10 protein-coding genes are annotated in these 12,647 nt (G+C 40.2%); 4 read left to right on the plus strand and 6 right to left on the minus strand.

What is annotated here, in order from left to right; translation table 11 throughout:
• Positions 1-610: 610 nt before the first annotated feature.
• The gene (gene gmhB, locus AAEY97_RS18180; RefSeq protein WP_350979295.1) at positions 611-1,171 is read right to left on the minus strand and encodes a D-glycero-beta-D-manno-heptose 1,7-bisphosphate 7-phosphatase; all 561 of its coding nucleotides are present in this window, start codon (positions 1,169-1,171) and stop codon (positions 611-613) included.
• A 201-nt stretch (positions 1,172-1,372) separates the two neighbouring features.
• On the opposite strand from gmhB, the gene AAEY97_RS18185 reads away from it, so the two are divergent.
• Both AAEY97_RS18185 and AAEY97_RS18190 read left to right on the plus strand, forming a co-directional pair.
• A complete protein-coding gene (locus tag AAEY97_RS18185) occupies positions 1,373-2,047 on the plus strand; it encodes a GntR family transcriptional regulator (protein WP_101088186.1) in 675 nt (224 codons plus the stop codon).
• Between the two features lie 113 nt (positions 2,048-2,160).
• The gene (locus AAEY97_RS18190; RefSeq protein WP_101088184.1) at positions 2,161-3,243 is read left to right on the plus strand and encodes a ketoacyl-ACP synthase III; all 1,083 of its coding nucleotides are present in this window, start codon (positions 2,161-2,163) and stop codon (positions 3,241-3,243) included.
• A gap of 53 nt (positions 3,244-3,296) precedes the next feature.
• On the opposite strand, the gene AAEY97_RS18195 is transcribed toward AAEY97_RS18190, so the two are convergent.
• From AAEY97_RS18195 to AAEY97_RS18210, 4 genes are all read right to left on the minus strand, one after another.
• Positions 3,297-3,986: an exonuclease domain-containing protein gene (locus AAEY97_RS18195; RefSeq protein WP_101088182.1), complete on the minus strand. Its 690-nt coding sequence runs from the start codon at positions 3,984-3,986 to the stop codon at positions 3,297-3,299.
• Positions 3,986-5,833, minus strand: a complete 1,848-nt coding sequence (locus AAEY97_RS18200; protein WP_351000609.1) for a DUF294 nucleotidyltransferase-like domain-containing protein — start codon at positions 5,831-5,833, stop codon at positions 3,986-3,988. Before AAEY97_RS18200 ends, AAEY97_RS18195 begins: the two co-directional genes overlap by 1 nt.
• Before the next feature lie 131 nt (positions 5,834-5,964).
• Positions 5,965-7,683, minus strand: coding sequence for a sodium:solute symporter family protein (locus AAEY97_RS18205; protein ID WP_101088178.1), 1,719 nt, complete (start codon positions 7,681-7,683; stop codon positions 5,965-5,967).
• 11 nt (positions 7,684-7,694) lie between these two features.
• Positions 7,695-7,961 carry a DUF4212 domain-containing protein gene (locus tag AAEY97_RS18210; protein ID WP_011637017.1) on the minus strand — a complete coding sequence of 89 codons (267 nt, stop codon included), beginning with the start codon at positions 7,959-7,961 and terminating at the stop codon, positions 7,695-7,697.
• Between the two features lie 359 nt (positions 7,962-8,320).
• On the opposite strand from AAEY97_RS18210, the gene AAEY97_RS18215 reads away from it, so the two are divergent.
• Positions 8,321-10,489: a diguanylate cyclase gene (locus AAEY97_RS18215; RefSeq protein ID WP_351000612.1), complete on the plus strand. Its 2,169-nt coding sequence runs from the start codon at positions 8,321-8,323 to the stop codon at positions 10,487-10,489.
• Here AAEY97_RS18215 and AAEY97_RS18220 read toward each other — a convergent pair.
• The gene (locus AAEY97_RS18220; RefSeq protein WP_192115924.1) at positions 10,479-11,978 is read right to left on the minus strand and encodes an alpha/beta hydrolase; all 1,500 of its coding nucleotides are present in this window, start codon (positions 11,976-11,978) and stop codon (positions 10,479-10,481) included. The two genes, AAEY97_RS18215 and AAEY97_RS18220, sit on opposite strands and share 11 nt — an antisense overlap.
• Before the next feature lie 102 nt (positions 11,979-12,080).
• On the opposite strand from AAEY97_RS18220, the gene AAEY97_RS18225 reads away from it, so the two are divergent.
• Positions 12,081-12,647 (plus strand): DUF6942 family protein, encoded by a 567-nt coding sequence (locus AAEY97_RS18225; protein WP_351000616.1) that lies wholly within the window; start codon positions 12,081-12,083, stop codon positions 12,645-12,647.

The raw sequence follows: 12,647 nt of genomic DNA on the forward strand, positions 1-12,647 counted from the left end.
GAAGAACAGAAGACAATTTCGAATAACTCAATACCTGTGAATGTCCACACAGATTACTTGATAAATTGTTAAAGAGCGGACCTGGTAACTAGCGTTAGACGCTGCGTTCCGTGTCAGTGGGGTGTATTATAGGGAAAACTTTTTATAGCGCAAGAGCTTTCTACGGTTTTTATGACTATTACGACCCAACTGCATACTATTTGAACTTAAAGCCATATTTATTGAAGTTTTTGCTGACTTTATAACCATAAATGGCTCGCTACAACGAACAGCAAATTTATTTTATCTACCTATATAAGGCTTATTATGCGGCTCAGCGTGGTTTAAGTGGCTAATTTAGCTTGTTGAGACCAAAACATAACTGAAACGGCGTTAATTTCATGTTAACTTCGTAGCAACTTTTAGTAGCACGAACGATTTGGCGTTAATGGATGACATATCTTTATTTGGATTAGGGGTTTGTTAGCAACAAAAATATGCTGACTAGTATATAAAGGAAGAGAAAGTCTAAAACTAAGTAATTGTTACACTGAAAATCTCTGTTCATATATAAGTCGGTGAAAGCTTATATATGAACAGTTGAAATGATAGCTTTGCATTGGCGATTCTATTATTTTGCGAGTAATTGACTTAGCAGACTCGGAACGTCAGCGATACTGTCAACCACTGCACTGGCAAGTTCAACTCCGGCTTCGTCTACTACTTTACCTGAACGAACCAAAATGGCAGTGTTAATGCCAGCCGCTTTTGCTGCGCGCATATCATCAGCTTTATCACCCACCATTACAGACTGGCTCATATCGATTTTCAAGAATTCTGCAGCATCGAGCATCATGCCGGGTTTTGGCTTTCTGCAATCGCAATCTTGCTTATATCCACCTAGGCCTTTTTGTGGATGATGCGGGCAATAGTAGATACCATCAAGTTCGACACCTTTATCGGCAAAGTTCCAATCCATCCATTCCGTTAAATGATGAAAATCATCTTCACTGTACATGCCACGAGCAATGCCGGATTGATTGGTCACCACTATTAATAGGTAACCCATTTGCTTTAATGCAAGACACGCTTCAAATACACCGTCGATATATTCAAAGTCGTCCACTGTATGAACGTAACCATTGTCTTTATTGATCACACCATCACGATCGAGAAATACTGCTTTATTCAACCTAACACTCCTTAAACTCTTTCTTGTGTCGATTATCCCATTGAGATGAATTTGGGGCCAGATAATCTGAATATTTTTATTAATTTGTTTATTTACCGCCATTTTATGAGCTTAATCTGCATAATTGTATAGGTTTCACTTTATAAAGCGGCGGCTAAGCGTTACCCTTGCTCGAAGAAATTAGTGATTATTATAGAATACATGAGCAATATACCTCCTATTATTCATAAAACGCGTACGCAACTTGTTGTAGAGGCGCTCAGAGAACGGATCCTTTCTGGTGATATACAAGGAGGAGAACCGCTCAGGCAGTCTGCTATTGCAGAACAGTTAAATGTAAGTCGCATTCCCGTTCGTGAAGCGTTAGTTCAGTTAGAAGCTGAAGGCTTAATTAATTTCGAACCGCATAAAGGCGCGACGGCAACATTGTTATCTGTTGAGCAAGTCACTGAATTATTTGAATTGCGCGCTATGATCGAATCGGATTTGTTGGCTAAGGCCATCCCTAACCTATCTGACAATGATATTGCCGAAGCTGAAGCCGTACTGGTTAAACTTGAATTGGCATTTAAACTGAAAGAATCAGTAGCCAGTTGGAGTGAGCTTAATACTCGATTCCATACTCGTTTATACCAAGCGGCTAATCGACCTCATACAATGGAAGTGGTTAACGGTTTAAACACCAATTGCGATCGCTATATTCGTCTGCAGTTGTTATTTACTGGCGGGATCCCTATCGCCGAAAGAGAACATCGAGTGTTACTCGAATTATGTAAAAAACGTGACATCGCAAAAGCCACTACTTTACTGCGTGAGCATATCTTGCATGCTTCGGCTTCAATCACGAAACTGGTAGAACAAAAGATTAAGTCATAATAACAAATCTTAGTCATGACCATTTAAGCATTTAATATCAACAGATTAATTTTAAGCTGTTGTTTTTGTATATAAATTCAATTAACTATTGAAACGTATTGAGAGAACTTCTTATGCAGTATGCACACATTACCGGTTGGGGGAAGTCAGTTCCGCCCGCAACATTGACCAATGAAGATTTAGCCACATTCATGGAAACGACGGATGAATGGATTAAAACACGTACTGGTATTAGTAAGCGTAACATCAGTCACGTCAATACTTCTGAAATGGCGTCGGTTGCAGCTAAGCATGCACTTGCCGCTGCAGGGATTGATGGCAGTGAATTAGATTTAATTATTCTAGCCACCGCCAGCCCTGATACCTTGATCCCAAATATTGCATCTACGGTACAGGCAAATATTGGCGCTACCTGCGGTGCATTTGATATTAACGCTGCTTGCAGTGGATTCTTGTATGGCGTTGGCTTGGCTAGCTCAATGATAAAAAGCGGCCAAAGTAAGAAAATTCTGATTATTGGCGCTGAACGTTTATCTTTTTACCTTGATTGGTCTCGACGTGAAACCGCTGTGTTATTTGGTGATGGTGCTGGTGCTGTTGTGCTAGAAGCCAGTGACCAACCTGGTGGCGTATTAGGTTATGAATTAAATAACGATCCTGAAGGTCGCGATATTTTAAAGTCTAATTTTGGCACCCAGATGGATAGATTTGACAATGACTCATTGGATTTTTACATTCATATCAATGGTCAAGACGTGTTTAAACGTGCGATTCATGGCATGGGAAGTTTAAGTAATAAGGTATTAGACAAATGTGGGATCAACATCGATGATGTCGACTTTGTTATTCCGCATCAGGCAAACGAACGTATTATTGATACTTTAGTAAGCCGAATGAAAATTCCAAAAGAAAAAGCTTTCGTCAATATCGCTGATTATGGCAATACATCGGCTGCCACTATCCCGATTGCGATTTGTGATGCGTTATCTCAAGGTAGAATTGAAGCCAATCAAACGATTCTATCTTGCGCGTTTGGTGCTGGATTAACCTCGGCAGCCTTACTGCTAAAATGGGGCGAACGCACCACACCAATTAACACCAGTGATGCAGCATTACCGCCTTGCGATAAAACCGCACTTGAATTGATTAAACCTGCGGTTGATTATTTTTTCAATAAAGCTAAAAACGCAGAATAAGCAGTATTGTGCGTTTAATAGAAAAGCCAGTCTCGATGACTGGCTTTTCTTTTCTAGCGAAATACATTAATTAAGTCTTTAACCGACAACTTTTTAATATCGCCCATCGCTGCCACTTGAGCCAACAATAATTCTGCACAAGATAATGCATCAATAAGCGCATTGTGAGCAGAATAAACGGGTAAACGGTAACGTTCACGGCTTGCATTTAAGCGTAACGAGCCTTCTTTCAATACCGATTGTTGCATTAAACAACGTTTTTTTTCTATGGCCAACGTATCGATAAATACCAACGGAATTGATTGACCAAAACAGCGTATCAACTGCTGCTGAATAAACTGTATGTCTAATGGTGCATGGTGCGCCACTAAAATATAGCCCTTTGTTTGTGATAAAAACCAATCAATTGCCTCGGCTAACGTTAAAGCCATATGCAATTGATTATCCACAATACCGTGAACCGTCGCGCTATGACCCACACTGCCACTAATGGATATCATCATATGTTGTGCTTTTTCAAGCGGAATGACACCGTTGATAATTGGTACCAAACCGATACTGATGACTTGATCATGGATTGGATCTAAGCCAGTCATTTCAAGATCTATCGCCATCAATGGAGCATCTAGAAATAGTGTTGTTAATGCCGGCGTGATTGCTTCTAAATATGTATTTAATGGCGAAGGTAAAGTGGTCATCTTTTTACGCCACAACACCGTTTTTACCCACCAAAAATTGACCACTAGAAACTCCTCATGAACTTAAGCTTTATTCCTGCTTGTGCATCGTGCACCACTTTAAATGCATCACGAAGCTGATGACGCATTAATGAAGAAAGATGTTGTGGTTTAAGATAATTGTTCACTGGTAAATTATTGGTGGCTTGGTAACCTTGATTAGCTAGACGCATGTGCGCAATGAACTCATGGGCGTCCGCCAAATTAAGTGCATCTTTACGATTAATAATATTAGCGTCCATTAACGCTCTGATCCGCTTAGCAGTATTAACCTCTTTGATACCTGCACTTAAAGCATACACTCTGGCAATGTCATTAATTAATGCACTGCCCTTATGCTTTAAATCCATACCTTTCACTTCACTTCCATCACGCTCAAGGACAAACTTCCTAAAAAAGCCCAATGGCGGTGATTCAGTTAACGAGTTCCCCGCCATTCCGGCAAGGAAAATATCGTTATTTTGTGTAGCGGCTAAAACATCATCTTGCAGTTCACTGAATAAACTCAATGGCCCAAACACTGGGCGCATGTCGAAAAATATACTGGCATGCATTAAAGCTTTTGGTTCCGGCGTGTTTACCCATCTAGAGAAAAGCCCTTTCCACTTCACCAGTGACAAGCGCCATTTGGGATTTTGCGCCATAATGTCACCAGGGCAATAAATATAACCACATTCATCTAAGCCCTTACATACCGCTTTTGTTAATGCTTCAAAATAAGCACCAGCAAATTCATCGGGTTCATGTGCCAGCAATAAGCCATTATCTTGGTCAGAACAAGCAACCTGATCTTGCCTGCCTTGGGAACCAAAAGCCAACCAACAAAACGCCATTGGTGCCTGACCTAAAATCTGTTGATTCAATTCAATCAGCCGACGCGTTAATGCATCAGTTACCGAGGTTAATACTCTACCTATCTCTTCAGCTCTAGCATCGGCACTGATTAAATTTTGTAATAGTAGCGGGATTTGCTTACTCACTTGAATAAGTTTCTCTATATTTGCTTGCCGGCCTATTTCGCCAATAAGCAGTAGAGGTTGTGAGCTTTGCGAACGCAAAATATCAGTACTAGTGATCATCCCTAACGCACGGCTTCCATCAACCACAGGTAAGTGGTGAATATTATGTTCACTCATCGCCAACATTGCTTCGAATACTAGCGCGTTGGCATGAGTTGTCACGGGATTGATGGTCATGGCTTGACTCACCAGCGTATTGACATCTAAGCCTTCTGCGATAATTCGATTACGTAAATCTCGATCGGTCAAAATACCGGTTAATTTTTGATTATCGATAACGAGCACCGATGATACCCGGTGTTCACGCATTAATTTAGCCGCATCCATAACACTGGCATGAGCGTCGATGATAATGGGCTGAGATGACATAATTGAAGTAATACGGCTAGTCGTGGTCAAGTCTTTAGCGGTAAATTTAGTTTCATTACGTAAACGTTTAGCAAAAGCACGAGCAAAAAATTGATCAAAGCTGCGATGTTCAGAACGTAATTGGGCAAAGACTGATTGTGGTAAATGATAAACCAAACCATCTTCTAAAATGGCCACTTTATTAATGACTTTTTCACCCGATAATAAGGTGGAAAAACCAAAACATTCTCCTTCGCCAACACGGTCAACCAATACACCTTCAGGATCGCGCACTTCAAATGCACCGCTGCGCACAATGTACAATTTAGGATTGTCTTTATCGAACTCAACAAAGGCAGACGCTTTACTGTAATAACCGACGCTAATCTTTCTCGCACAATATTGAATACTATCTTTAGGTAGCGTGTCGAAAGGCGAATGCGCTGCTAAAAACTGCTCTACGGGTTGTAACTCACTGGCATCCATTAATCATTTCCCTATTGTGCATGGGTGAACAATATCACTATAACAAAGCGTTTCGCTTATCTGCTATAGGACTAAAGCCCAACAAAAAGAGCGCCTAAGCGCTCTTTTTAAACAGTGTTGATTACAGCAGTTTAATGATCGTGTGCTTCGCCTGACCCTTTAGGGAAACGAATAGACTCAACCATTGCGACTATTTCGTCAGGAATTTTAGCGGTAACTTTACTGACAGCAAAAGCGACACCAAAGTTAACCATCATTCCCACCATACCAATACCTTCTGGTGAAATACCAAATAACCAGTTTTCAGATGTATTCGATGCAGGATTAATAAACTTAAAGTAGGCGATATAACTAGCAGTAAATAATAGCCCGATCACCATACCTGAAATAGCACCTTCTTTATTCATGGTTCTAGAGAAAATCCCCATGATAATAGCAGGGAATAACGAGGCTGCTGCGAGACCAAATGCAATGGCCACCACCGCGGCTACGAATCCAGGAGGATTAATACCAAAGTAACCCGCCATAACAACCCCGAAACCAGCAGCTATCCGTGCATACATTAACTCTTTCTGATCCGAAATATCCGGCATTAGATTTTTCTTGAGTAAATCGTGCGACACAGAGGTTGAAATTACCAGTAATAAACCCGCAGATGTAGACAATGCTGCAGCTAAACCACCCGCGGCAACTAATGCAATAACCCATGCTGGAAGATTGGCAATTTCAGGCGTGGCAAGAACCATAATATCGCGGTCAATGTTCATCTCATTTTTTTCACCATTGGTGTAAAAAATCTTGCCATCGTTGTTCTTATCGTCCCATGTAATTAAACCCGTTTTTTCCCAGTTTTTAATCCAAGTTGGCGCAGTTTCATAAGGCACGCCAGTTGATTCTGGTCCATTGATGGTTTCAATCATATTAACGCGAGAGAAAGCAGACAATGCAGGAATAGTGGTGTACATAATAGCGATAAAGACTAAAGCCCAGCCCGCAGAAATACGCGCGTCTTTTACTTTAGGAACAGTAAAGAAACGTACAATCACATGCGGTAAGCCTGCTGTACCAAACATTAATGCACCGGTAATAAAGAACACATCTATCATCGACTTGGAGCCTTCGGTATATTGGGAGAACCCGAGTTCTGCCGATAATCCATCGAGCTTATCGAGTAAATACACCCCCGTACCATTACCTGCGGCATCAATCATCTCAGCGCCAAAACCAATTTGCGGTAATATGTGACCTGTCATCATTACTGAGATAAAGATAGCAGGAACCATAAAGGCAAAAATAAGAACGCAGTATTGTGCTACCTGTGTGTAAGTAATCCCTTTCATGCCACCTAATACAGCATAAAAGAATACGACTGCCATACCAATGTACACCCCTGTTTCTACGTCAACTTCTAAGAAACGAGAGAACACTACGCCAACACCACGCATTTGGCCTGCAATATAGGTAAAACAAATAAAGATGGCACAAATAACAGCGACAGTACGTGCCGTCTGAGAGTAGTAGCGATCACCAATAAAGTCCGGAACCGTAAATTTACCAAATTTACGTAAATAAGGCGCCATACATAATGCTAATAGCACATAACCGCCGGTCCAACCCATTAGATAAACTGAGCCATCATAACCAGTAAAAGATACAATACCGGCTAATGAAATAAACGATGCTGCTGACATCCAGTCGGCTGCAGTTGCCATACCATTTAGAACAGGGTGAACACCACCACCTGCAACATAAAACTCTTTAGTTGAACCAGCACGAGTCCAAATGGCGATCCCGATGTACAGCGCAAAAGTCGCGCCGACAATTAAATATGTTAGTGTTTGAACATCCATCTTAGTGCCCCTTAGTCTTCCTGAACATTGTATTTTTTGTCTAATGTATTAGCTTTCGCCACATAAACAAAAATCAGCGCCACGAATACATACATTGCACCCTGCTGCGCAAACCAGAAACCCAGTTTGAATCCCATAAAGGTAATTTCGTTTAACACATCTACTAATAGAATACCGCAGCCAAATGACACTGCAGCCCAAATTGCAAGCAAGCTAAGTACTAAACGTAAATTCTCACGCCAGTAACCCGCTGCCTTATCGTTATTTTCGAAACTCATTGCGACTCCCCTAAGTTATTTTTTGTAAAGCCATTGTTAATTTAGCAATTCAGGGGGCCATCACAATCAAGACCTTAGTCGTACTTGATTAACAAACGTTAACGTAAAATATTAAAATTCATACAAATCAGATGATTGAGAAATAATGAATTGAAATGAACTTCTTGTTTTTCAATTTAATTAGACCAAGGTCGAACAAGATTTCGCCATTAAAAGATTGAGATCTGCATCACAAAAGATAAAAAGGAATATTTGTGAGTAAAAAAAACTTCGTTTGCGTTGAAATCTGTTCTATTTCCTGAGATAAATGCTTAGATAGGAATAAATCTTTTTAGAATACAAATAATAAGGATATTTTTTTGACATTGCCTAGCATTAATCAACAACACCTTTTATTCTCAATTATCTTGGGAGTAATAGGATTGTTCATCAATTGTTACCCGATACAATTTTTTGCTAACGTGCAATTTGTATTAGGTAACACGGTGACTGTCATTGCTGCCGTTTTATTGGGGCCTTGGTATGCCTTTTTGACCGCTATGATGGCATCAACAGGATTAATGTTGATATGGGATAGCCCGCATGTTTACTTATTTTTTGGGCTTGAAGCATTATTTTTAGGCTATGCCAGACGCCGTGATATCTATGCCTTATATGCCGATGCCGCTTATTGGTTATTTATAGGTGCACCAATGGTGTATTTATATGTGGTTCTATTGATGGATATACCGCCATCTCACTTAGGCTTTATTATTTCAAAGCAAGGCATCAACGGACTGATATATACCAGTATTGCATCATTACTTATTTTAGCTATTCCAAAGTTATGGTTTTTAAAAGACAAAGTTAAAGACCGCAACCGTAGACAATTAAGCGCGCAACTGACTTATTTCTTCACCTTAATGGTGACGTTAACATTATTGTTTTCAGCGTTAATCTTTAATTTTTATTTTTTAGAACGTCAACAAGTCATGTTAAAACAAAACATGACGGAAGCGGTCGCTCACCTATCGACCTCAGCACAAAATTATATCAAAAACCATCAAACCGTGATCCAAAATACAGCAAGTCAATTAGATTTAGTTGCCGATAAACCAGAGCAATGGCAAGGCATTTTATCAAGTTCACATCAAAACTATCCCGGTTTTATCAGTATGTTGATCGCCAATCCGGCAGCCAATATTGTGGCAGCAAGCCCAGTATCAAGACTATTAACACAGCAATTACCAGAACAAAGTATCAACATTAACGATAGAGATTATTTTATTGAGTCATTCTATAACCAGCGCCTATTCGTATCATCTGCCTTTCTGGGCCGCGGTTTTGGTAATGACGCGATTATTGCCATGAGCGCTCCCTTTTATCTCGATGAGCAACGCACACAAGTAGCAGGAATAGTAGAAGGTTCGCTTGATTTAACTCATTTTTCACATATTGATCAAGTTAATGAATATACCGAAGATGAATCTGTAGTGATGGTTGATGAACAAAATCAAATTATTTATGCTTCCAAAAAACTCGGTTTAAAACCACTTTCACAATTTAATTTTGCAATAAATAAAGGTGTGTATCGTGCCAATCTTGAGTTAATCAATATTCACAATACTACCTCAATTGTGCCTGAATATATGTATGCTCACCGGGAGCTCGATAATGGTTGGACAGTGTATATTTTAAAAGAATTTTCGCCGCTACTAAAACTCGCTGAAGAACAAATGTTCAGTAGTTTTATCATGCTGTTGATTGCATTATTGTGTACCTTCTATATTTCAAAAAAGCTCAGCGCGTTGTTAACGGTGCCATTAGAAGCTGTCGCCAATCAATTCAGTCAGTCATATTCAAGTCCAGAAAAAACCTCGGCAATTGACGATAGTTCACCCAGAGAAGTATTCAACCTGTATCAACGATTAGCAGCCAGTAAGCAACAACTCATCGCGCATCAAGTCGAATTAGAAGAGACTGTGGCTAATCGTACCGCGGAATTAGAAAAGGCCAACAAAAAACTCACCGAGCTGGTTGATAGAGATCCGTTAACTGGCTTATATAATCGCCGTTATGCTGAACGTAAATTTGGTGAGTTAGTGGATTTTTGTTTGCGAAGCGATCAGGCCATTACTGTTGTATTGCTTGATTTAGATTTCTTCAAAAAAGTAAATGACAATTATGGCCATTTAGCTGGTGATGAGTGCTTGCGGAACGTGTCGCATTTATTGCAGAAATACTTTAAACGCGACATTGATATTGTGGCCCGTTACGGCGGAGAAGAATTTTTGCTTATTCTGCCTTTGTCCAATACCTTACATATTGAACACCATCTCAATGGCTTTAGAGAAGCACTGTCGCAATTAGAAATCACCTCACCCGAAGATAAACAGTCATTCAACGTGACGGTCAGTATTGGTGCTATTACGGCCAGTGCTGATTATGAAGCTGAACTCGATAAGTGGATTAAAGTCGCTGATGATAATCTCTACCAAGCAAAACAACAGGGACGTAATAAAACAATTATTAGCATCATTAGCGACTAATGTTTACTGGTTTACTGTCTAATGGTGACTCAAATTGATGCCCTTGAGTAAACTCATCAATGCGAGTCATCATATAAGGATAAAATGGATTCCACTTCTGACGCAACATGTCATCGGCCGTCACACTGAAAATGCCCCGTTCACCTTGATAAATTGCTCTGCCAATTTGGATTTTATCCGAATCAATGCCTGGTAGAGGCCCGTAAAGGGTATCTTCAATCGGAAAACTTAACGCCACATGAGATAAAGAATACACATCATTAGGCCAAGTTAAACTTAACGCTAACACATCATTGGTTATCGATTTATCAGCTAGCTCCCTGACTTGAACATGATTATCCCGTTGCGGATCATTTTCAACCAAACTTAAACGGTAAGGTAATTGCTTTGGTAGCCAAAATGGAGCAAAAGTCGCCAGTGGATCTTGAAACAGTAATTGGTTGTTACTCTTCGTCCTATTGACATCAAAGAGCACCAATTGATGGCCTTTGTTTAGCGGCAATTTTTGATATAGCAAATCAACCACAGCAAGTGAAGAGACCGTATCATCAACAACTGACTGAAACGTTAGTATTGCAGGAATAGCATCAAACTGTTGCGGCGATAATGACGCTAATAAGGTCTGGTTACGCTGAGTTAACTGATATACAACATCGCCAGCATTAACAGCAAAAGACCGATATTTAAAGGGATCATATTCCGTTTGAATGCTGTTCCAATACAGTTTATCTTGGCCGAGTAATTTACCCAGTTTAGCTTGCCAATAAGCGCCTGCTGCAATGGGAGCAAGGCCAATGGCTGGTGATAACATGACCATACCGGCAAAGCTTGTAGGCTTATCTAAACTGATATTCTCAAGTTCATGGTTTAATGCTAAAGCAGCACCTGTCGAAAACCCGACCACATAAATCGGTTTACCGGGTAATTGGGCAGACAAGCGGGCAACAGCAAGTGATACCGCCCCAGCAAGATCAGGCCAAGTAATATCGGTTAATCCTGACGGAATGGTACCGTGTCCTGGCAAGCGCAACCCTAAAACATAAGCCTGGTGCTGATAATGCTGCGCAAAATGCGACATCACATAAGGTGAGTCAGACATGCCGTGTAGTAATAAAAGGCCAAACTCAGCTTGGGGGTTTTTCCATTCGAAAGAACGATTCCAATTTTGTTGCCATAACCCAGGATCAGACAGGCTATTACGCTCATAACGATTAATTGGGGATGCTATTTCAGGTTGATATTGACGGTAAACCTGCTGTTCTACTTCAGCAAAAAGTTTATCTTCTAATTGTAAATATTGGCTAAAATCAGTTAAACCAGACTGTTGATGGTATTCAGAGGTTAGGTGTGTCGTGTGCCATAATGATAAATTAGGCCGCGCATTAAGCATCCAAACAGCAGTAATAATTAACGCTAACCCAATACCTAAAGCACCATAAAATGCGGCAAATAAAAAATGTTTTGTCGATCCAATCACAATTGCACGCATAATTACCTTAAAAAATAGATACCGAATACAAACAAAAATATAGCGTAACATTTACTGCTGAACTGTCAGGCACTTACTATTCATAACAATACTGGAAATAATATGTCATCAGGTTTATATAGCCATATATGGGGACCGATGAATCCCGATATCATTTTTTATTTACCTACGCCTCCAGAGCTACCCGCGCACTGGCAAGCCACGCATCCCGATGCAATCACACAACTGGTCACATTAAATGGTAATCACTGGCGGAAAATTGTCACCATAATGGCGAAGATTTGCTGTTTAGAGCACGATATTAATGCTAATAAAGGGATTAATTGGAAACAGATCCGTGACCAATTATTTAATGACCATCATGACCCACAAACCGGAAAACACATCAACACTCCATCACGCTTGCATTGCCAATTACGTATTGTTAACCCCAATATTGAACATCACGACGAGGTAGTATTTCTTCCTGAATTTTGGCATATTTTATGTGGTAAAGAAGCCCAGCAACGTATGGGAATATCCGATCCTCGGCAGTATACATCACTAGATGAAAAGCAGAAAATACAGCACCAGCACACGGTGTTACTGACGCCATATTTAGATTATCGACAATATGCTAATGCGCTAATAGAACTCACCCGACAACACATCACCTTAAGCAAAGTGTAA

The sequence above is a fragment of the Shewanella sp. TB7-MNA-CIBAN-0143 genome (assembly GCF_040310065.1).
Classification (GTDB): domain Bacteria; phylum Pseudomonadota; class Gammaproteobacteria; order Enterobacterales; family Shewanellaceae; genus Shewanella.

Bases quoted from the DNA above. Each gene is read 5' to 3' on its own strand.
- AAEY97_RS18185 (WP_101088186.1), top strand. From the start codon at position 1,373: ATGAGCAATATACCTCCTATTATTCATAAAACGCGTACGCAACTTGTT.
- AAEY97_RS18190 (WP_101088184.1), top strand. From the start codon at position 2,161: ATGCAGTATGCACACATTACCGGTTGGGGGAAGTCAGTTCCGCCCGCA.
- AAEY97_RS18200 (WP_351000609.1), bottom strand. From the start codon at position 5,833: ATGGATGCCAGTGAGTTACAACCCGTAGAGCAGTTTTTAGCAGCGCAT.
- AAEY97_RS18205 (WP_101088178.1), bottom strand. From the start codon at position 7,683: ATGGATGTTCAAACACTAACATATTTAATTGTCGGCGCGACTTTTGCG.
- AAEY97_RS18210 (WP_011637017.1), bottom strand. From the start codon at position 7,961: ATGAGTTTCGAAAATAACGATAAGGCAGCGGGTTACTGGCGTGAGAAT.
- AAEY97_RS18220 (WP_192115924.1), bottom strand. From the start codon at position 11,978: ATGCGTGCAATTGTGATTGGATCGACAAAACATTTTTTATTTGCCGCA.
- AAEY97_RS18225 (WP_351000616.1), top strand. From the start codon at position 12,081: ATGTCATCAGGTTTATATAGCCATATATGGGGACCGATGAATCCCGAT.